The organism is Methanobacterium aggregans, from assembly GCF_017874455.1.
In the GTDB taxonomy this organism is placed as follows: domain Archaea; phylum Methanobacteriota; class Methanobacteria; order Methanobacteriales; family Methanobacteriaceae; genus Methanobacterium_C; species Methanobacterium_C aggregans.
In genome coordinates this window covers 123710-146926 of record NZ_JAGGLN010000004.1, presented here as the reverse complement: position 1 = coordinate 146926, position 23217 = coordinate 123710, and the positions used below count along the sequence as shown (strand labels likewise).

Here is a 23217-nt window from a genome sequence, read left to right as displayed (position 1 = left end):
ATAGTATGGTTGTTGAAGAGAGGAAACTCATAAAAGGGGAAGAAAAGGTATGGAGTGAAATCAGAGGATACCAGGTTGCAACGAACAATGCAAGAATACTGGGCGAACTTGAAGAACTCATAATAAACGGTAAAACCGGTAAAATAACTGATGTTGTTATAAAAGTGGAAAAAGGTCGCAACGTCAACGTTAAAGGTGCAAAGAAAAAAGGGGACAATCTTTTAGTGCCCTTTGGTAAGGTTGAGAAGGTAGGGGAGTTCATAATAATATCAGAATAAATTTTCACCCTTATTTTTTCTGAAAATTTTCAGATAGATACTTTAAATAATGTCATAAGTAACACAGCTCTATTTTTGCAAGTTTATAATCAAAAATAAATTTAATTAAAAATTAAAATTAAAGATTTAATCAAAAATTAAAGGAATTAACTATTTTAAAAAAGTGTAGAAATCTTATTAAAATTTATTTCAAAAGTTCAAAACAGTTATCTGTAGAAGAATGGATGTTTTAAAGAATCTTTTTTAGCTAATATTTCTTCTATAGATGGTTCATCTGCAAAAGCACGTTTTATTGCCAGCTTTGTTGCTTCGTAGTTGTACTCATAGATCTTGTCTGGATCTTCGGCTTCTGGATGAATAAAAACACCGCAGAGTATACATATATCTTCAACCATTTCTTTCATGATTGTTCCGTCTTCAACACAGTCTGAAACTGCCATTGCAACGGCTCTCTGGGCGGGTCCGAATATTTTGGTTGTATCGTCCAGGTTTTGAATGCTGACTTTAGGCAGGAGCATGGTTATTGGTTTACACACCATGTTTGGTGCAACAACAGCAAAAAGTGGTGTGTGTTTTTCCACAGGATTTGCCAGTGCATTTGCAAATGCCTGACCTATAGGACCTTCTTTGTCACCTATTAACAAATCTATATGTGCAACTTCGTTTCCATCTCCAATAAGAGCTTCACCATTTATGTACATATCAAAACACCTCTCTTTTTCATTTAATCTTTTCAAATCATTTTTTAAATAACTCAAGTCTTTGAATGATCATGTAACTGAATTACCAGGTGAATTAATGCATAAAATTTGAAATTCTAAAAAAAAGAAAAAAAATCGGAATGAAAAGTTTTGTTAATCAGTTGGATCTGATTTTTTTTACATTCCCTTGACACTCAAGTCTATCATCTTCTTGGTTTCAGATGCAAGCTCTGGTGGCAGACCCGTTATATCCATGCTCAGGAATCCCCTGACGATCATGGAAGCTGCTTCCTCTTCAGTTAAACCCCTGGACATGAGGTATAAAACTTCTTCTTCAGCTATTTTACCAACAGCTGCTTCGTGGGAAAGTTCCATGTCTGTTGCAGCACCTTCAAGCTCTGGAACGGAGTAAATCATTGAATCATCTGATAACACGAGACCCATACACTCTAAATGGCCTTTAACATCAGGAGATCTTCCTGCAAGATGTCCCCTTGTGTATATTTGGGATTCATCATTGGAAACTGCACGGGTAACCATCTCAGCACTGGAATTTTTGCCCGTTAAAATGGCCCTGGATCCCTGATCCAATACGGAATCTTTCTTACCGCTGAGTATGGACTGGAAGAGCACCTTTGAGTTTTCTCCCTGGCAGTAAGCTGTTGGATAAGCTTGTATGGTTCGAACGGGACTTGTGAGTATGTAGTTTGAGATGTAGGTTGAGTCATCACCCATTATAATACCAGTACGTGGTCTGACTTCCACCTGCTCAGCCCAGTTGTGTACCATTGTGAAGGTGATCTTAGCTCCCTTCTTGAGGTAGAACTCTGAAACACCAACGTGCATTGCAGACAGAACATCTGAACCTGTTGAACATCCTGTTATTATGTGAAGTTCTGAATTTTCCTCTGCAATGATGATGTTGTGGGCAGTTTGTGCAACGTTCTCATCACCTATGAACATGCATGCCTGGATTGGGAACACTTCCTTGGATCCAGGTAATGACCGGATGAAGTATCCACTTGTCTCTCCAAGAGCTGTCTGGGCTGTGTATTTATCTGCATCAACCTGTACTGCCTTCCACATGTAATCCTGAAGCCAGTCGTACTTGTCTAGTGCCTGTTTCATTCCCATGAGTTCAACTGATTCAGACTGACAGTTTGTGCAGACGTTTGATTGATCCATCTGGAGGAATGAACCGCTTCTTCCCTCACCTGATGGGTCTACACCAACCTTCAGGAGTGTTTCCTGGGCCTTTTTTGGAAGGTCTTCAAGGGAGTCTATTTTTTCATGTTCCTCTGGATTTTCCCTTTCAAACTCTTCGATGTTTACATCTTCTCCAAGGGCAGCTTTTTTCTTTTTAGCTTTTTCAGCACGTTCTAATGTGTTTGGCAACATTTCACACACCCTTTAAATCCTTCTTTTCTTATGTCATCTAATATTTCATTTGGATCTCCTGAACATGCTATTCTGCCGTCCATGAGAACGTGTGCCCTGTTGGCACCAACGAAGTTCAGGATGTAACCTAAATGGGTTATCAAAAGTCCTGATTTTTGTCGGAGACCAGGTTTTTTATCCTTTTCAAGGAGAGTGTTTATCTCACTTGCAAGAAGCTCCACATTTTCAATGTCCACACCAGAGTCTGGTTCATCGAACATTATGAAATCTGGTTTCTGTGCAAGGAGTTGAAGTATCTCTGATCGTTTAACTTCTCCACCTGAAAATCCAAGGTTCACGTCACGTTCAAGGAACTTCTCATCGAATTTGAGTGTTCTTGCAAGGGCCAGTGTTTCAGGATCCAGTTCATCTTCATCTGTTTCAATACCCTTTTTCCTGCTTTCAAGCCTTAAAAGGTCTTTGAGCCTGACACCCCTTATTGCTGGAGGGTTCTGGAAACTCACACCAACACCAAGTTCAACACGCTCAGTTGTTGTGAGGTGGGTTATGTCCTCCCCCTTGAAGATTATCTCACCTCTTGTCACGTTGTACTTAGGAAATCCAAGGATGCTCATGAATAGAGTACTTTTACCTGTTCCGTTTGGTCCTAAAAGGACATGGGTTTCTCCCTTTTCGATATACAAATCTATATCACTTAAAATTTCTTTTCCATTAACTTCAACCGCTAGATCGGTTATTTCAAGCAGCAGTTCAACCACCACCATTTTTGGTTTAACTTGGAGTGTTTTTTAAATTTAGATTTATTGAAAAAATAAAAACACTGAAAGTACCTTATTTTATGTTTTTATTAAGATAAATAATTTGATTTAAGTCATCCAGCTTTAGATCTGATCTGTATTATTTGTAGGTTTTGGCCAATTTCATGGAGTTGATGATAACAAAATGATAGTATAAATATTTCTTTTAAAAAAAATTCATTCATCTAAAATTTTTAATAGGATACCCTTTCATCAGATAATCAAATATCAATATCAATTTCCAATGCAGTGAAAGAATTGAAAAATTTTTCATCTTAAATCACAATAAGTCTCAAAATTGGATTTAAAAATGATTTTAAATAAAATGGGCTGCGCATATGTATATCAGATGAAAATAATATCCTCTTTAATGTGTATTAAAAACAATGCCATTGGTATTCTAATATATAACCTTTTCGACTTTGTTTTATAAGTAACCTTTATAATAACTCTTTTTATATTCATATACTGTACATTGATGGTACAACAATATTCGTACATTGATAGTACATCAATTAAATCGAGGAGGAAACTCTATGGCTGAGGATGATGTAAAAATCGTTATGTTTTGTTGTAACTGGTGCTCCTACGGGGGAGCCGACACTGCTGGTACCGCAAGGATGCAATATCCTCCAAACGTTCGAGTTATCAGGGTAATGTGCTCTGGACGTATCGAACCACAGTTTGTTTTTAAAGCATTCAAGGAAGGAGCAGATGGTGTGTTAGTAGCAGGATGCCACATGGGCGACTGTCACTACGACGCAGGAAACTACAAATTAGACAGAAGAATGAGATTAATCTACAAACTCGCAGATGACCTAGGAATTGGAAGGGAAAGAATACACCACGACTGGATTTCAGCATCTGAAGGAGAAAAATTCGCAAAAACCGTTACAATGATGGTAAACCGCATAAAGGGACTGGGTAAGTCCCCACTGAAAGAACAGTTAGCGGCTGAAGCATAAAACGGAGGCTTAAAGAATGGCAGAAAAAGCTAAAATAGCAACAATGTGGTTGGGCGGATGTTCCGGCTGTCACTTATCTATTGCTGACTTACACGAGTCACTTTTAGATGTGTTAGAACTGGCAGAATTTGAATTCAGCCCAGTGCTCATGGACGTAAAGTACGACGAAGTTCCAGATGACATCGACGTTTTAATAGTAGAAGGTGGAATTCGTAACGAAGAAAACCGTGAACTTGCAGAAATGTTAAGGGGAAAGGCAAAATTCGTTATATCATACGGTACATGTGCTGCTTACGGAGGAATTCCAGGACTTGGAAACCTCTCCACAACTGAAGAACTCATAGAAGAAGCTTACATAAACTCACCAAGTACATACAACGATGAAGGAGTAATCCCTTCAGAGGATGTACCACACCTTGAAAGCAGGGTAAGGCCACTTGCAGAAGCAATAGATGTGGATTTAACTTTACCTGGATGCCCACCAAGGTCAGATGTAGTCGCTGAAATAGTTTTAGCATTACTCAAAGGTGAAGAAATATCAGTACCAACAACAAACCTTTGTGAAGTATGTCCAAGAGAAAAGCCACCAGAAGGAATGGCTATGGACAAAATCATAAGGCAGTTCCAACTGGGTAAACCAGAAGAAGAACTTTGTCTTGTACCACAGGGACTGGTATGTATGGGACCTGCAACAATGTCACTATGTGGTGCAGAATGTCCTTCAATAGGTATTCCATGTAGGGGATGCTACGGACCAACCGGAAAAGTCATTGATCAAGGCGCAAAAATGATAAGTGCAATAGGATCTGACTTCGGTGTTGAAGAAGACAAAACTGTTGACCCAGAAGAAGTTGCAAACGAGTTAGAGGATATTGTAGGAACATTCTATACATTCACACTCCCAGCTGCATTAATACCAATGAAGATGCAAAAGGAGGGAAAATAAATGGTTAAATTAACAATGGAACCTGTGACAAGAATTGAAGGTCACGCAAAAATCACGGTACATCTCGATGATGCTGGAAATGTTGAAGAAACTAGACTCCACGTTATGGAGTTCCGTGGATTCGAAAAATTCCTGCAGGGAAGGCCAGTGGAGGAAGCATCAAGGATCGTACCAAGGATATGTGGTATCTGTGATGTACAGCACCACCTTGCAGCTGCAAAAGCAGCAGATCAGTGCTTTGGTTTCAAAGATGATGAGATTTTACCAGATGCATACAAAATGAGGGAACTGATGAACTGGGGTTCATTCATGCACTCCCACGCACTCAGCTTCTACTTCTTATCAGCACCTGACTTCATAGCAGGAAAAGATCACAAAACAAGGAACGTCTTCCAGATCATAAAAGACGCACCAGAACTTGCATTACAGGCAATAGAACTCAGGAGAAATGCTTTAGACATAGTTAAAGCAGTTGGTGGAAGGCCAATTCACCCAACATCATCCACAATCGGTGGTATCTCCACAGAACTCGACGAAGAAACCCAGGCAGACCTCCTCAAAAAGGCACAGAGGAACATTGAACTGGCTGAAGCAACGCTTGAAACAGCAAAACCAATCTTCATGGAAAACATAGACCTTGTTAAAGACTTAGGTTACGTAGAAACCTACCACTGCGGTCTGGTTAACAACGGTGTATGGGATGTTTACAACGGTGACGTCAGGATGAAAGACAAAGAAGGTAAGATGTACGCTGAATTTGGAAGCGAGAAATACCTCGACTACATGGCAGAACATGTTAAACCATACTCCTGGCTCAAATTCCCATACATAAAAGACTTAGGATACCCAGACGGTATCTACAGGGTTGCTCCATTATCAAGGATCAACGTTGCAGACAAAATGCCAACACCAAAGGCAAATGAATACCTGAATGAATTCAGGGAAAACTTTGGATACGCACAGGAACCATTACTGTTCCACTGGGCAAGGCTCATAGAACTTTTAGCTGCTGCAGAATCTGCTGCTGACACATTAGAAGGAGACTTATCCGGACAGAAATTCCCAGATGCTATCGAAAGACCTACAGGTGAAGGTGAAGGTGTAGGAATAGTGGAAGCAGCAAGGGGAACCTTAACCCACCACTACCAGACTGATGAGAACGGATTAATAACCAAAGCAAACATAGTTGTTGCAACAATCCAGAACAACCCTGCAATGGAAATGGGTATTCAGAAAGTTGCAAAAGACTACATAAAACCGGGAGTAGAAGTAGACGACAAAATCTTCAACTTAATGGAGATGGTAATAAGGGCATACGACCCATGTCTATCATGTGCAACCCACACAATTGACACACAGATGAAACTCGCAACAGTAGAAGTATTCGACAGTGAGGGACACCTCATAAATAAAATCTAACCGATTAAGGTGAGAAAAATGATAGTAGTCAATAAGGAAGACTGCATTAGATGCGGGGCATGTCAAGGCACATGTCCAACAGCAGCCATAGTAGTGTCACCTGAAGATGTGGCTTACTGCAATGTCTGTGGTGATGAACCAAAATGTGTGGATATCTGCCCAACCGGTGCATTGAAAACTGACGAACTTGCAATTGATGAGAGCGGTAAAAACCAAACTCGTATAGTGTTCAACCCAAATCTGTGCAATGAATGTGGAGACTGTGTGGATATTTGTCCACCAAAAACACTGAAACTTGAAGAAGGGGAAAAGATTCCACTCGAAGGATACTGTGTTATGTGCCAGAAATGTGCTGACATATGTCCTGTTGAAGTCATAGGAATTGAAGGCGTTAAAGAGCCTAAAACTATGGATGTGGAACTTGAAGGACCTATAGACATCATCGATTGTGTTGGATGTGGAATGTGTGTTGAAGAATGTCCAGTTGATGCAATAACCCTTCCAGAAATTGGAGAAAGCATTTCAATAGATGAGGAAACCTGTATAAAATGTGGTGTCTGTGCACAGACCTGCCCATGGAATGCAGTTTACATCTCAGCTAAAAAGCCAGTGAAACGTGCAAAGGAAATGCTCAAATTTGAAGTGGACGATGACACCTGTATAGGTTGTAACGTATGTGTTGAAGAATGTCCAGGAGACTTCATAACACCAAAACCAGCTTCATTATCAGTGGAGCTCCCAGAAGTATGTACAGCATGTGGACTGTGCGAAAAATTGTGTCCTGTGGATGCAATAGACCTTGAAGTTGAACTCGGACCAGCAAAACCTGCTTCTGAAGAAGGACTTGTATGGGACGAGAGCAAATGTGACTTCATAGGTGCATGTGCAAACACCTGTCCTAACGATGCAATGAGGGTAGTTACCCAAACAGGAATGGAAGTTCCATCCCAGACAAAAGTCGATGGAGAACCAGCATTTGCTATGTGTACCCGTTGCGGTGCATGTACAACTGCATGTCCTGAAGGAGCACTCTCAATTTCAGAGATAGAAAAAGTCGTTGATGGTGAAACCGTCAAACGAAGCAGGATAGAGTACAGCCCTGACAAATGTACCCAATGTGGAGACTGTGTTGAAGTTTGTCCATACAACATGCTCAAACTCACAGAAGATGAAAAAGTACCCCTCAAAGGGTTCTGCATACTCTGTGACCAGTGCATACCTGCATGTCCGAAAAACGCATTATCCATCAAATAAACATGGTTTTAAAGGGTGGAACATCCACCAAAACCTATTTTTTTTATTTTTAAAACGAAATCATTGTAAGAGTCAAATCTTTTTAAGCTTAATCATCATATACTGCTTATTTTATCATAATTTATCTTAGAAGAATAATTTATCCAAAATTTATTTAATTACATAAAATTTGTTTAATATCTTATTTTAAGTCCTATTGATATTTATTTTAGAAAAATGCGGATTAATAATCTTTAATTAAAGAACACTAAAAAAAATAATGATTTAAAAAGTTCAGAAATTGGATTTAAAGAAGTTAAACTTAAAAATAATATTTTTAATGAGAATATCCGGATGGTTAATAAAAAGGATCAATAGATTCATTCAATGTATTTTAAAAAAAGTTAAATTAAATTAGTTCAATGTATATTCCATGTTTGTCCAGGTCTATCTCAACGATTTTGCCTTTAATATCCTTTGCCTGGTTCAGAACATCTGCAAGATGAATTTTTTCCCCTTCAATTTTTATGTGGAGCACATCTTCCATGATTTTCTCGCCGTCTGTACTGTAAACTGTTGATTCACACATTTTTATCACCTTATTTTATTCTATTATATTTTAAAGGGTAGATATAATTTTTCCAAAATAGTAACTTCCTTTCTAAAATTATGTCTTCATATTAATTTTATTTTCATTATTAATCATAATTTAATACTTATTTTATCTTTGTGTATGTTTAACTGCTTTTGGTGACTGTAGAACAAGTAACTACTTTTAAATATGATGAAAGAAACAATATAGTTGTTTTATAGGCCTACTTAATTGCACGATGTATAATAATTTCATTCACAGACTTCATGGAAATTTAAACATATATTACGGCTATAAAACAAGTATAATATTTAAAATGCATTAATTTCAAGCTGTTTCATATTAAGGAGGATAAAATCTGTGAAAACTAAAATATTACTGTTCACAACTTTCTTATTAATAATGGCACTCTGCGGAACAGCAGCAGCTGCAGATACGCCAAATAATAACACAAATTTTAATTCCAGTGCTAATTTAACCAATTCTAGTTTTAATGATCAAACAAATAATAATATTTCTAATGTTTCAACAGATAACATAACCATTTCAGGTAACGTCACTCGTTGCGACAACGGACTGCCTTTCAGCGGAGTCACAATTACTGCTAACTCTTTAAACGGTAACTTCATTGGAACCACAACCACAGATGCTTCTGGAGTTTACACACTGAACTTTTCAAGTGATGAAAGAAATTTCATGGTCACAGCAAGCCACACAGGACACGTACCTGAAACAAAAGATGTTGCTGTGACACCGGAAACAAATAATTCTTCAGAAAATCTTGTAGGTATTGCAAACTTCAAACTGGGACCAATACCAGTTGCAACTGTAACAGCACCAAATTCAACATTTATAAATGAGACCTTTAACTTTCAGGTGAGCTTCAAAGATGGTGGAGATGTTACAGGTTACGGTCCTTACATTGAACTCATAACACCTTCCGGTGTAACCTTAAACCCATCAACTGTGACCTACCTTGGATCAAGTGTGACTGTTACAGATAACGGGATCTTCCCAGCATCTGGAATATTGGTTGATGCACTTACTGGGCTGACTGTTACAGGAACTCCTGGCTCACACCTATTGATAATCCAGTACCCCCTCGGAAGTTTCACAACTCTGGAACCTGAAGCAGTACTCAGCCTCAATGCAACCATAGATGGAAATGCAACACTTGGTGTCCCTCTAAACATAACGGCATACCCAGTGTTCCGTTACGGTGCAACACCAACAGGAACCACACCACTTCGGGGTGTAAGTTCAACAGCACCTGTAACACCAACGGTTATAAAACTCACAAAGACCAGCGATGCCCATGAACAGGAAACAGCCACAGGATCCAACTACCCTGTGATCTACACGTTAACTGTTGATATTGCAAATGGACAAACAGTTAACAACGTAACCCTTGTTGATAATATTCCTGGAAACCTCCAGTTTGTTCAGATAGTTGATCCGGCAGGTGGAACAGTAATCCAGCAGCCATCAAAAACAACCCCTGGTGGAAAAATCATAATCAACTTTGGATCCATAACTGGAGTGCTTGGCCCAGATAGGGTTGTGAAGTACACAGTCTTCGCACCAAAATTTGACAACACATCAAATTATGTACTTGATCCATTGACCGGTGCAACAAGCAATGCAACCAACAACGCGACAGTCAATGGAACCTACCTTTCAAACACAGTTTCCTCAAGTGACAGTTATACACTAAAATTGAAATCACTTGCAGTGCAGAAGGGTGTTACTGATACAACGAATTCAACTAACCACAAACCCCTGGACATTCTGAAGTACACAGTCAACTTCCAAGTATCAGATTTCTTTTCACTCAAAGAACTCGTGATAAATGATACACTTGGTGACGGTCAAACATTCCTTCAGGATGCATCACACACACCAACCCTGACGTTACACCTTCCAAGTGGAACCTACAACCTGAACTTCAACCTTCTTGATTCATCGGTTTTCCAGATGATCCACAACAGCACAACTGGTGAAACCTATCTTGTATTCAATGTATCCCAATTGTTGATAAACAATGGATTTGTTGATGGTGTACTGGAGGGGGGTAATTACACTGGAGTTAACAACGGAGCAACACAGGGTTCAATTAACTTCTGGTCCCAGATAAATGTGAACTATGAAAATCCGTCTAACCATCCAATAGTTTCAAATGATTACATAAAAAATTCAGTAACAGGTTCTGCAAAACTTATTGAAAATAACAGTTCTGTATCCGATGGAAGTGGGACTCGAATACAGATAGTTTCTCCAACTGCAGAAAAATCTATTTACAAGATCAACGGTTCAGATCCTATTGCGGGAAATCATGTTAAACCCGGTGACACAGTCACATTTTCACTCACAGTTTCTGTACCAACAACCAACCTTGAAAATTTCAGCATAACAGATTACCTGCCGCTCCCATTTTTATGGACAATCGGATTTTCAAATGGTCAGGCACCTGTAGCCCAGGGAACTTTGCCATCTACGGGTCAGTGGAGTCTTGCAGGTGATGACACATTCAGTGCTCTTACAGGAAAAATTCCTACCCTTGTTGTTGATCCTGTTCAGAACACATTAAGCTTTATTTATGGAAATGCTTACAATGCAACACAGCCAATGAGTTTAGTTCACATTTTATTCACTGTAACAGCTACAAATGAACCAATGGCAGATTCACTTTACCTCACGAATTTGATGAACATCCAGTACAACAACACTTTCATGGAGACATTCGCAGACAACAAAATTGTTTCATTAAAAACTCAGGAGCCTCATATAACAATCACAAAAACTGCAAACACAACCACAGCCCAAGGTGGAGACACTGTAACCTACACAATAAAAGTTCAAAATGATGGGCATGCAACTGCATACAACGTTAATGTAATTGACAACTTCAAGAACCTTTTCTTCCCTAACTACGTCCAGTCCATAACCGGTGTAACTGCAACATACCAAAACGGCCAATCTATAGATATTACTGGATTAGGCGACCTATTTGGAACTGGTTTAAACTTTGGGACTCTATATCCAATTTACGCTGCAAATGATTCAGCTCATGTCAACATGGACACCATAATCATCACTTACCAAGCGCTGCTGGGCAATGTATATCCAAATCAAAGCTTAACAAACACGGCAAATGTTACCAATTACACATCATCACCCCTAACCGGAAGCCCAAATTATGTGACAAATCCTGCAGATTACAGTTCAACAGCAACAGTAACAACTCCAAAACCTCAATTCACCAAATCATATCTTGGTTCTATTACTGGAATCAGCACAGGAAATAATTTAACAATCGGGGAAAAGGGAAGGTTCAGACTTGCTGTAACCCTTCCTGGAGGGCAGATAACTAATCTGAAAATTGTTGACACACTTCCAAATGGCTTAACATATCTTGGTTACTATTTAAACACAACAGGTCCAGTTTATGTAGGATCTTTAGCCCCCATAAGTTTAAGCCAAAGTGGTAATGTGTTAACATTCCTATTTTCAGGAACATCCAACACAACATCAGGTTCCAACAATATATTCTACATAGATCTTGACTTTATTGTTGCAAACAGCACTTCAAACCCTGCACACAACCCTGGAAACCCAAAAACCAACAGTGCAACACTTAGCTGGACAGACCCTGGAAACTCACCAATAACAAAGACGGCTTCAGTGAATGTTGTGGAACCTCAACTGAGTGTTACTAAATCCTTCAGCCCGAATCCGGTTCAGGGAGGACAAACTGTAACCGTAACGATCACAGTTAAAAATACGGGTAGTTCAACTGCCTACAATACGGTTATAACGGATCCATTAAACGGAACAAACGGAAGTCAGATATTCGATCTAACAAGTGTTGCGGAAGGAACAACAGCTTCCGGGTTTATTTACAACTATTCTAATGGTGTTGTAACTTACACTGGTGGGGACATAGCTGTTGGACAGACAAAAACCTTCACCTTCACGGTTAAAATTTTGCCTGATCTTGTGATTGGACCAAGGTACACCAACACTGCAACAGCAAACTATTATTCACTGCCTTGGGATGGAACAAACCCTGATACAAGCAGCAGGCAGTACACTGACTCAGGTTCGGCTGTACTTCGAACTGGAAACCCCACAATAGGCAAAAACATCTTAACCTCAAGTATACACGGAACAACAGGCAACCTTACGGTTGGGGAATACGTAACATACAGGATACCTGTAACAATGCCAACAGGTGTCTTTAACAACCTTAAAATTGTTGACACTCTTCCAAATGGTTTCCAGTACGCGGGAGTTTATGTTGTTAACACCACAAACTTCAGTGGAGTAATTCCAATTCCAACTGTAACAGTTTCAGGACAATCCATAACCTTCCTGTTTTCAGGTTTAACAAACAGTACAACTTCAAACAACCCATTTTATATAGATCTACAGGCACTGGTTTTAAATCAAACAATTAACAACGCCACAGTTCCAACAAAAACCAACACAGTGAGCCTCACATGGAATGAAAACACAGCATCACCATTTACAGCTACAAAAACTGCAACAATCGTTGAACCAAAACTTTCAGTATCTAAATCAGTCACACCAACAACAGTTGATGGGGGTGATAAGATGACCGTAACCCTTAACGTGACCAACAATGGAGGATCACCTGCCTACAATCTTAAACTCACGGATGTCTTGAATTCAACACTCTTCGACCTAACTAAATTCAGCTACACCCCAGTAACCGGATTTAACATATCCATAACAGGTAATACTGTTAACATAGTTGCAGCCGATGATACAACAGTTATCAACCCTGGTCAAACCTTACAATTCATCTTTACGGTCAACGCAATGAAAGATGTGCCATCCAATTCATCTTTCATCAACAATGCAACGATCCAGAGCTTCAGGTCGCTACCTTCAAGCTACAGTGAAAGCAGGATTTATCCTGCAGTGACTTCCAACAATGTAACTATAAGTACGGTTGCTCCAAGTGCCTCTAAAACAATAAATTCAACTTCAGAACCAGATTCCACCGGAACAAATGTTATGATAGGCGAAGTTGTAACCTACCAACTTAATTTAACTGTTCCTGAGGGAAAAACAATAAATGTTAACTTAAATGATATTTTAAGTTCTAAATTAAAATATTTGAATGGTTCTGCCCAGATAAAAAGAAGCACGGGTAATATAACTGCAACAGGATTCAACTTCAGCCAGGTAAACGTATTTGAAAGTATAGATCCAACAACAGCTTCAAATATTGTATTTAATCTGGGAAACATCACTTATACTGGTACTGATGGACTTCATAATGGCACTATAACCATTATATTCAATGCAGTTGTTTTGAACAGTCAGAATCAGAGGGGGGACACCATACCCAACAGTTTAACATTCACGTATCAAAATGCTACTGGACAGACCAGTTCAAGCACAACCAGTTCTCCTGCTCTAAATGTGATTGTGCCACAGTTATTCTCATCAAAACAGGTTTTAAGTCCAGTTCCATCAGCTTCTGTTGAGGGTGGACAGAATGTGACTTTCAGGGTTCAGGTTCAAAACAACAATATAACCAATGGAGCACCAGCATACAACCTTCAGGTTCTGGATCTTTTACTTCCAGATTACACAGGACTTGATTACAACCACCTTATAATCACTCCAAGCAATGCAGGAATTGTTTTCCATGACTTTTCAACTGCAGGAGTTCTTAACATCACAGTTGACAGGTTGATGCCAGGTGAATATCTGAATATCACCTACAACGCCACTGTAAATCCAAATGTTAAATACGGTGACCAGAACGTTACAAACACGGTTAATTTCACAGGAACAACATTACCCGGTGATCATGGTACAAACAACGCCACACCAGGAAATCCTGGTGCAGATGATGGTAAAAGAACTGGCGATCCATTCCAAGGAGCTCTTAACAACTTATACTCAAATTCAACAGCAACTGTAACTGCAAGGAAACCAACGATTTCCAAGGTAATCGTTGGCAGCAGCCAGTCCTCTGTAGGGGGTCAGGTACATTACAGGATAACCATAACCCTTCCAGCAGGGGTTACTGAGGACATGTATTTAACCGATGTAATGGCCACTGGAACCTCATATGTAACTGGAAGTGCAACTCTAACTCCTTCAACAGGTGTTTTAACAGAGTTCACTGTTCCTCAAGTTTCTGGAACTGGCACACTGAACTTCAGCATTGGCTGGATCAATGCAACCCAATCCGGAACCCTTTATTTGGATTACTACGGACTTGTGGGAAATGTTCTCTCAAACCAGAACGGGGTCACACTCACAAACACTGCTAACATGTACTTTGCAGACCCTCAGAATCCCGGAAATTACTTGAATGGAGGGTCATCTCAGGCAACAGCCACAGTGGTGGAACCAAACCTTCAGGTAACAAAAACAGCCAGTAAAACCAATTTGAACACAGGAGAACAGTTCACATACACAGTAACTGTTAAACACACAGCAGCAAGCACAGCAGATGCATACGACGTACAAGTGGTGGACACACTTCCATCAGGCTTAACCTACGTCCCAGGTTCAGAGGTTTTACCTCCAACATGGAGCTTAACAGTTTCAGGCAACACTTTAACTTTCTCGTCACCATTACTGACATTGTTTGATGGAACTGCAATTTTCACATTCAACTGTAGCGTGAACAATGGCTACAACCTTGCAGGAATGAACCTTACAAACACTGCAGTTTTAACCTACGCATCAGGACCTTCAGATAATCCTAATAGAAGAACGGGAAGTGATGGGCCTTCAGGACCTGGAGTTCTAAATGATTATTACACAACTGGAAATGTTCAGGTGCATGTTTTAGGTGCTGATCTCGTAGTTAAGAAGGTTGGACCCTCCAGTTTGAATGCTGGTGAACCATTGAACTACACAATAACTGTGATAAATAAAGGGCCAGACACAGCTGTAAATGCAGTGTTAAATGATACTTTCCTAGTACCATGGTTTAACCGTCTTGTTAACCCACAGTACTCCATTAATGGAGGATCATGGATCAACATACCTTCAGGTTCATGGATCTTAAACTTGGGAGACATAATGCCTGGTGCAGAAAACAATGTAACAATCGCTGTAAGATCAACGCTTACTTCCTCAGCACCTTCAGGACAGATAAACAACACAGCAACTGTAACATCAACAACTGCAGATCCCTTACCATCGGATAACACGAGTACGGTTTTAACAGACGTTGGAAACAAAGATTCTCTTATAATTACAAAAACAGGACCTTCAGGACCTTTAACCGCTGGAAAAGATAGCATAACCTACACACTGACCATACACAACAATGGCCCATCTGACTCATCACAGCTGACAATATCCGACAACGTTCCAGGAGTGCTCACCAATGTTGAGTACTTTGTTGTGGGATACAGCACAGTTTGGACTGAATGGAACAATCATTTACTATGGTTACAGCCTTTAACAGCAGGCCAAGACCTTGTAATACAGATAAGAGGATATATTCTTCCAAATGCCACATCATCATCAGGTGAGGAGTTAAACAGCATAGTGGCTACAAACACTGCGAATGTAACTTCCCCAACGGATCCTGCAGGCAGTTCTGATGAGTGGAACACCACAGTAGTGGCTCAGGTTGATGTTTTTGTTGAGAAAACAGGAACACCAAACCCGGTTATTCCTGGAGGCATTGTAACTTACACCATAAACTTAGGTAACAGAGGACCTTCAACAGCATTTGGAGTAACTTTAAATGATAATGTTCCATCAGTTATTCTTAATCCCGAATTCAGCCTCGACAATGGAATAACATGGAACCAGTGGATTGGAAGTATTTTACTGGGTAATATGGAACCCAACCAGAATTTAACAGTACTTTTAAGGGGAACTGAGAATGCAACCAATCATGACAACTTCACGAACACTGCAACAGTTTCATCCCAGACAACTGATCCCAACACAGAAGATAAAACATCTTCCTATGAAATAAGGGTTAAAACAGCTGATATAGAGGTTAAAAAAGATGCAAGTAACTCAACACCTAACTACACTCAGAATGTGACCTTCACAATTACTGTGACCAACTACGGTCCTGATGAAGCTACAGGAGTTGCTGTAACTGATTTACTTCCAGATGGTCTGAAATTTATATCTTCATCTGTTGATCAGGGATTCTACAACTCAACAAGTGGTGTTTGGACAGTTGGAACACTCGGAAATGGGCTCAATTCAACTTTAACCATACTTGCTCAGGTTTTTAAAACAGGAAACTTAACCAATGTTGTCAATAAAACTGCAGAAAATGAGTACGATCCTAACCCTGAAAATAACAACGATTCAAAGACTCTGAACGTGCCTGCAGCCGCAGCGCTTTCAATAACCAAAACAGCCAGTCCACTAAAACTTCACATCCATGAAACAGTGATTTTCACTTTAATAGTGCAGAATCATGGTCCTGACACAGCTGTGAAGGTTTACGTTGAGGATAAACTTCCAAAGGGATTAAAATATTTATCTTCAACTGCTAACTATGGATCATACGATCCAAACACTGGAATATGGACAATTGGAGATCTTCCCAATGGTACAACAGCAGTTTTAACAATCAAATGTGGTGTTGAAGTTTTAGGGTCTTTAGAGAACCATGCACATGCTTATTCGGAAACATACGACCCAAGTCTTTATCCCACTTCATCTGTAGCAGGAGTCATTGTAACTCCCCAGCCAGTGCCAAATAATCCCGATAAAAATGGAAAAACAGTTCCAATGAAACCAACAGCTGTACCACTTGCAGCACTTTTACTGGCCGTGCTCATGATTGTTGCGGGGTTTGGATTTAAAAAACGGTAAAAATGTAGGGTAAAAGAGTTACAAAAGGTAAAAGAAGTGTAAAAAAAGTTTAGAATACTTTTTTTGCGTTTCCCTTTTAATATTATTTTTTTATAATGAAAATTTAATAAAAAAAATCTTCATAATTATAATGTGATTACAATACGTTATTTTCATATTTAAGTTCTATTTCATTGAAAAAAAGTTCAAATAATCACTATTTCAGATTATTTTTTTTGTAAAATTGTTTTTTAAAGGGATAAAAAAATAAAAAATATGTTAAAATGTATTCAACTGTGGATGAACTTCCCCTTCTTCTCAAACACTTCTCCCTCATCCATAACCACGTTACCCCTGACAAGGGTCATAACAGGCATCCCCTTAACTTGGAAACCTTCAAATGGACTGTATTCAGCTTTGCTCTGGAAGGTTTTAGGGTCTACAACTCCTTCCCTTTTCATATCCACAACAACAAAATCTGCATCCATTCCTTCCTTTATGGATCCCTTCTTGGGTATGTTAAAGATTCTAGCCGGATTCTCTGAGAGCAGCTTTATCAACCTTTTAAATGAAAGTTCCTTCCTGTTTATTTGGGTTAAAAGGAGCGACAATGCAGTTTCAAGTCCGGGAATTCCTGGAGGCGCATTCCAAACATCTCTGCCCTTCTCCAGAAGTTCATGTGGGGCATGATCCGTACCAACTATGTCAATGCTGTCAAGGTCGGAGATTTTGATCCTGTATTTCCCATCTCGCAGTGGAGGATTGGTTTTTGCAAGGGTACCAAATTCTTCAAATGATGATGAATCAAGAAGTAAGTGATGGGGTGTTGCTTCACATGTGACCATGCACCCTGCAAGTTCCGCCCTCCTGATGATTTCAAGCGACTTACTGGTGCTGACGTGACATATGTGAACATGAATATTGGAGTGTTCAGCCATTGTAACTATATTTGAAACTGAAACTTCCTCTGCAAGGGCAGGTCTTGCCCTGGAGTAAACCTTTGAATCTGAAACCCCCCCAAACTTCAGCTTATCTGTGCAGTGCCTTACAATATCCTTATCTTCACAGTGAAGAGATATTAATGGTTTGAAAGGATATTTTTCAGCTTTTTGTCCTTGTGTTGAAGGATTGTATTTAAGTTTGGACACTTCATTGAATGCATCCATTAAAAAACCGTTGTCAACAATATCCGCGAATATCTTGAAGGATGATGGATGCAGCTTTGCAATCTTAGGGATTTCATCAAGTTTTTCAACCCCTGCATGAAGCCCAAAATCCACAACACTCTTTGAACCTGCAATTTGAATCTTTTCCTTGAACCTTTCTGCCGTGGTGGTTTTAGGGTCTGTGTTGGGCATGTCAAGAACAGTTGTAAAACCTCCAGAGGCAGCAGCACGGCTTCCAGTCTTCCAGTCTTCCTTGTAGGTTAAACCTGGGTCTCTCATGTGCACATGGGCATCTATAAGTCCTGGAAGCAGAATCTTACCCTTTAAATCAATGATTTTATCACATTTGGGTCCTATCTTTTTTATGGACTTTATTTTTCCATTTTCAACTTCGACAGTGCAGTTTTCATTTATTCCAGGAATGTTGCAGTTTAGGAGAGCGAGATCCGACATTGGAACACCTTTAAATTTCTAATTATATTTTAATTATTATCTAATTGAATTGGAGTTATGATACTTATGTTTTATAATAAATTTTCGATTATAAACCTTATAAAAATATTTGTAAGTATATATGAACTTAAAACTATTAAAAAGTTGTAATTATTTTAATTTATCAGTTAATGCGTTAAAATGAGTTATTGATTAAATAAAATCATGGATTAATTAATAAAACTGGAACTACAAAGATGAGTTACATGCTTGAAAGGGAAGAATTCGTTAAAAACATCATTTCAAGGGATAAAAAAATCTTTAAAAAAGATTTAGAAACAGAACCAAAATATGGGGAACCCGAGGATGATGTTAAAGACGAAGTTAAGATAATAGCAGACTTCACAGAGTACTCACCCCTCCACAATGGCCATAGGCACTGTATGATGGAGGCAAAAAAGCAGGTTCCAGACGGCCTATTCGTTGCAGTTGTACCAGGACTCTTTGAGCGTAGCGGCCGGGGTCTTCCCTACATAATGACTCGCCAAGCCAGGGCTGAAGCAGCAGTAGCCGTTGGTGCAGATATTGTGGTTGAAGGCCCTCCAATGGGAATAATGGGCTCAGGACAGTACTCCCTCTGCCTTGCAAAAACCTTCCAGGCACTGGATGCAGATCACATACCCCGAGGCTACAAACCATTCCCAGAATTTGAAGCAGAATTTAAGGAAATCTTATCAAGGATAAGTAACGGCCATGGTGTGGCACCCAAACCCTACAAATTTGTAGACATGCAGACAAAGGAAATCCTAATGGAGGGAAAACTTGATGAGGACAATTACGTTATCGTGTCCCTTTCAAAGTCCCTTAAAAAAATAGGATTCGATTTCAAGGATAAATTCATTTTTATTGAACGTATTGAAGGAGTGAGTGGAACCAAAATAAGGGAAGCTGTTCTTTCAGGGCATCTTGAAGATGCAGAGGACATGTTACCATCTGAAACCATTCAAGTACTCCGGAGGGAGATTGATGCTGGAAGGGCACCCCTTCATAACCTGCGTGATGCAGATGGCATACTCCAGAGGGTGAATGAAAGTTCCCAGGATGAGCTCAGATCCCTTGCACTCATGGATGATAAAACATCTAAATCTTTAATAGAAAACAGGCCGTTTTACAGTCTTGGAGAAGTTGAAACTGCAATTTCACAGGGTTTCAGCAGGCACCACAGGCAGCGTGTTTTATCTTCACTGGAGGCTGGTGTTTTTAAGGAGATGATACATAACTATATAGACAGATATCCATCTGTAATCCGCATATTAAAATATAAGAATAAAGAAGTTCTAAAAGAATTTCGAAAAAGAATACCACACAGGAGGCTAGAGATATGCCAGTGAAAAATGGAGAATTTGTAAAATTAGAGTACACCGGAAAGGTTCAGGAGACAGGTGACGTCTTTGACACAACCGATGAAAAGGTGGCAGAAGAAGCAGGAATATTTGTAGAAAATAAATCTTACGGTGCAATACCAATCATTGTAGGTGCAGGACACCTCTTAAAAGGGCTTGACGAGGAACTTATCGACCTGGAAGAGGGAGATGAGAAAACCATAGACCTAACTCCAGAAGAAGCATTTGGAGAAAGGGACCCAAAACTTGTACAGCTCATACCAATGAAGGAGTTCAAGAAACAGGGGATGAAACCTGAAGTTGGAATGGTGATCACAGCTGAAGGAACCTCCGGTAAAATAAGGAGCGTAAGCGGCGGTCGTGTAACGGTTGACTTCAACCACGAACTTGCAGGCAAAAGCCTCCAGTACCATGTTAAAGTGTCAGAGATCATAGCAGAAGATGAAGCCAAAATCAAAAGCATGATAGAACTCCACTACCCGAACCCAAAGATCGACTTAGAGAAAACAGAGATCACAATCGAAGATGGAGTTGCCAAAATATCCATGGATGAAATGGCAAAATTCGACAACAAACCCTACATGGACATAACTTTCGCCAGATTCAGAATAGCAAGGGATGTATGGGAAAACATCGAAACCATCGAGAAAGTTGAATTCGTAGATGTTTTCGAGAAAAAAGCTCCAGAAGAAGAAACTGAAACTGAAGAAATTCCTGAAGTTTTAGACAAAGCTGAAGAGTAAACTGGGAACCTTAACACTCCTTAAATGGGATTAAATGGATGCAAAAATTCTTCAGTAGAAAAATTCATCCATTTTCTGAACCATTTTTCTAATATTTTTTCCCAGATATCCAATTAAAAGCAGTAAAAAACTATCATAATATCTAATTTTTTTATTTTAAATTCTAAAAATAATTTTTGGGCTTCTTTTATAATAGGCTTCTTTTATAATAAAAATAATAACTCTTTATAATAATTTTTTATTTTAAATTTATTTTAGATAATATAATCCATTCAAATCATTAAATTTTAATTAAAAATAATAATTATTCCTCTGATGATTATTTTAATAAATATTTTTCATTATTTTCTGCTCTTTCTGTTTTTAAACCGTTCTTTTCGTTCCTTATGTTCCATTATTTGTTTATTTTTCTGCGCATTTCTATCATGTATTTTCTTCAGTAGAAAAATTGTGAGCATTAAAACGAAGGTCAAACCAACGATGTAGTTTTTCAGGTTGAGCATTTCAGGATTTCCCTTACTATTCTTCATGAAGAAAGGTTTCTAAAATAAATATAACTTTAAAATAAAAAATGGAAAAAATAAAGTTGTTTTTGTGGATTGCTTGCTAAATTCAAGGCCAGGTCAATATCTTAGGCACTTTCATGCTTTCAACACGATCCCTGACAGCTTCAGGCCAGTTCTCCTTATCGAAACCTTTCTGTGCAAGGAAACCGAAAACCCATCTGGTTATTCCAATACCTGTACAGCCGGTCCAGACTCTGTGTTTGTGGGCTTCTTTAATTGAGAAACCCTCAACGAAGTGGGTTCCATGGACGTTTGCAGAAACCACAGCCACACCCTTATCCTGACCAGGTACAGAGAGCCTCATCTCATATTTTGGGACATCTGGGAATTCGATTCCACGTTCCTCAACCTTCCTGCCTTCAAGGTAGAATGGGTCGTCACCAACTTCTGTGTACCACTGGAGTTCCAGTTCATCTGCCAGTTTCTGGGATATGTCAACTGTTGCATCCCTTATCTCGTCCACCTGTTCTGGTGTTCCAAGCCATACGAGCTCTATTCTCTGGAATTCATGGACACGGTCAAGTCCCTTGGAACCGCCGCCTTCCCATCTGTAGGTCCAGCCGCTTCTGTCGAAGAACTTTATTGGAAGTTCTGTTTCATCCACAACCTCATGGCTCAGGAACTCGTAGAATGGTTCGCACTGGGCTGGAGCTATAACGTAAGATGGATCCTTCAGCCCCTCTTTAAGAAGGTCGATTGGAACCTCCTTTGTTATTACCAGTTCGTTCCTGAATTTTTCAAAGATTTCAGGATCCCTTTTTGGTGCTGAACAGTAGTACATTCCCTCTGGAAGTCCTTCAAGGTAGCGCATCTTATGCATCACAGGTAGAGGTATGAGTTTTGGGAAGAGACACTCCATGAAGTCCAGGTTGTAAACGATGTTTTCAAGAATTATCTCCTCAAGTGCACGCTGCAGTGCAACGATCTCAGGGCCGTAGAACCACTGGCCCTTTGCAGGGAACTTCTTAACCCAGCCACGTTTTGCAGCTTCCTCTGTAGGGTCACCATCAAAGAAGAACTTCTGATCAGGACTCTTTGATACTATGGTTCCAGGTTCTATCTTGGTGACCTGTTTTGTGAGTATGTCTGAAGGTTTGTCCTCATCCATGGTGGATGATGCAGTTTCAGTTTCAAGGTGTTTCAAAACCCTGTCAACCACGTGTTTTCTGAGGTCTCCTTCGTTGAGCTCCTCAAACTTCACAACCATCTCACCATCCTTGAACTCAGATTCAAGGACGTAGGGCATGTCACCAACTTCTATTGGTTCTTGGGATGGTATTTCAATTTTATAATCTTTAACAAGAATTTTACGCACACCTATATGGTATTTGCGTCCTAAAAGTTGTGTTAATGGTTTTTTAACACGAAGTATAGCATCGTGTGCCCTTCCTCTTCTTCCGGATACGATTTCAACTTTTAGGGTGTTTCCACTCAGGTTCCACTCAACTATCTTTGATGCATCATCTTTCTGGGATTCTGGAACTCCCTTCCGGAATATTTCGTTGTTCGCATCTTCTATGAAACTTTTAATCTCTTCTGTGGCTTCATCTGCTTCTTTGCTGAATACAATTTCTCCTTTTAATGTAAATTTCATCAATGCCACCTTTTTTTTATTTCTAATCGATTATCTTCTGTTGCAGTGTCCAATTATATTCTGAATATTCTGTTCTGACACATTTTTTTATTACAATAAATTTTATAATTTTTTTTTAAATTTTAAATCTTAATATTTATTCTTTAAATTTTTAAAAC

The 23217-nt window shown here is 39.3% G+C and carries 15 protein-coding genes; 8 read left to right on the top strand and 7 right to left on the bottom strand.

Annotated elements, in window-relative coordinates; translation table 11 throughout:
• Positions 1-5: 5 nt before the first annotated feature.
• Positions 6-278 (top strand): PRC-barrel domain-containing protein, encoded by a 273-nt coding sequence (locus tag J2756_RS07395; RefSeq protein ID WP_209584198.1) that lies wholly within the window; start codon positions 6-8, stop codon positions 276-278.
• Between the two features lie 206 nt (positions 279-484).
• On the opposite strand, the gene fae is transcribed toward J2756_RS07395, so the two are convergent.
• The 3 genes from fae to sufC form a co-directional block, all read right to left on the bottom strand.
• Complete coding sequence (gene fae / locus J2756_RS07390; RefSeq protein WP_209584197.1) at positions 485-979, bottom strand: formaldehyde-activating enzyme; 495 nt, start codon at positions 977-979, stop codon at positions 485-487.
• Between the two features lie 177 nt (positions 980-1156).
• Positions 1157-2377 carry a SufB/SufD family protein gene (locus J2756_RS07385; RefSeq protein WP_209584196.1) on the bottom strand — a complete coding sequence of 407 codons (1221 nt, stop codon included), beginning with the start codon at positions 2375-2377 and terminating at the stop codon, positions 1157-1159.
• Complete coding sequence (gene sufC / locus J2756_RS07380) at positions 2359-3126, bottom strand: Fe-S cluster assembly ATPase SufC (RefSeq protein ID WP_209584544.1); 768 nt, start codon at positions 3124-3126, stop codon at positions 2359-2361. Before sufC ends, J2756_RS07385 begins: the two co-directional genes overlap by 19 nt.
• A 584-nt stretch (positions 3127-3710) precedes the next feature.
• Here sufC and J2756_RS07375 point away from each other — a divergent pair.
• The 4 genes from J2756_RS07375 to J2756_RS07360 are packed head-to-tail and all read left to right on the top strand — an operon-like array spanning position 3711 to position 7758.
• On the top strand, positions 3711-4139 hold the full coding sequence (locus J2756_RS07375; protein ID WP_209584195.1) for a hydrogenase iron-sulfur subunit: 429 nt from the start codon (positions 3711-3713) through the stop codon (positions 4137-4139).
• A 16-nt stretch (positions 4140-4155) separates the two neighbouring features.
• Positions 4156-5085: an NADH-quinone oxidoreductase subunit B family protein gene (locus J2756_RS07370; RefSeq protein WP_209584194.1), complete on the top strand. Its 930-nt coding sequence runs from the start codon at positions 4156-4158 to the stop codon at positions 5083-5085.
• Positions 5086-6504 carry a F420-non-reducing hydrogenase subunit MvhA gene (mvhA, locus tag J2756_RS07365; protein ID WP_209584193.1) on the top strand — a complete coding sequence of 473 codons (1419 nt, stop codon included), beginning with the start codon at positions 5086-5088 and terminating at the stop codon, positions 6502-6504.
• Positions 6505-6522: 18 nt separating this feature from the next.
• Positions 6523-7758: a 4Fe-4S binding protein gene (locus J2756_RS07360; protein ID WP_209584192.1), complete on the top strand. Its 1236-nt coding sequence runs from the start codon at positions 6523-6525 to the stop codon at positions 7756-7758.
• 388 nt (positions 7759-8146) lie between these two features.
• Here J2756_RS07360 and J2756_RS07355 read toward each other — a convergent pair whose 3' ends face one another.
• Positions 8147-8326 (bottom strand): CooT family nickel-binding protein, encoded by a 180-nt coding sequence (locus J2756_RS07355; protein WP_209584191.1) that lies wholly within the window; start codon positions 8324-8326, stop codon positions 8147-8149.
• A gap of 363 nt (positions 8327-8689) precedes the next feature.
• Here J2756_RS07355 and J2756_RS07350 point away from each other — a divergent pair, with 363 nt between their 5' ends.
• Positions 8690-17176, top strand: a complete 8487-nt coding sequence (locus J2756_RS07350) for an isopeptide-forming domain-containing fimbrial protein (RefSeq protein ID WP_209584189.1) — start codon at positions 8690-8692, stop codon at positions 17174-17176.
• A 269-nt stretch (positions 17177-17445) separates the two neighbouring features.
• Here the strand turns inward: J2756_RS07350 and J2756_RS07345 are convergent, their stop codons facing one another.
• Complete coding sequence (locus J2756_RS07345) at positions 17446-18774, bottom strand: dihydroorotase (protein WP_209584188.1); 1329 nt, start codon at positions 18772-18774, stop codon at positions 17446-17448.
• 245 nt (positions 18775-19019) lie between these two features.
• On the opposite strand from J2756_RS07345, the gene J2756_RS07340 reads away from it, so the two are divergent.
• Together J2756_RS07340 and J2756_RS07335 are read left to right on the top strand one after the other, a co-directional pair.
• Positions 19020-20144, top strand: a complete 1125-nt coding sequence (locus J2756_RS07340; protein WP_209584543.1) for a nucleotidyltransferase family protein — start codon at positions 19020-19022, stop codon at positions 20142-20144.
• Positions 20135-20899 (top strand): peptidylprolyl isomerase, encoded by a 765-nt coding sequence (locus J2756_RS07335; RefSeq protein ID WP_209584186.1) that lies wholly within the window; start codon positions 20135-20137, stop codon positions 20897-20899. Before J2756_RS07340 ends, J2756_RS07335 begins: the two co-directional genes overlap by 10 nt.
• A gap of 341 nt (positions 20900-21240) precedes the next feature.
• Here J2756_RS07335 and J2756_RS07330 read toward each other — a convergent pair whose 3' ends face one another.
• Together J2756_RS07330 and serS are read right to left on the bottom strand one after the other, a co-directional pair.
• Positions 21241-21429, bottom strand: a complete 189-nt coding sequence (locus J2756_RS07330) for a hypothetical protein (RefSeq protein ID WP_209584184.1) — start codon at positions 21427-21429, stop codon at positions 21241-21243.
• Positions 21430-21511: 82 nt separating this feature from the next.
• Positions 21512-23059: a serine--tRNA ligase gene (serS, locus tag J2756_RS07325; RefSeq protein ID WP_209584182.1), complete on the bottom strand. Its 1548-nt coding sequence runs from the start codon at positions 23057-23059 to the stop codon at positions 21512-21514.
• Between the last annotated feature and the right edge of the window lie 158 nt (positions 23060-23217).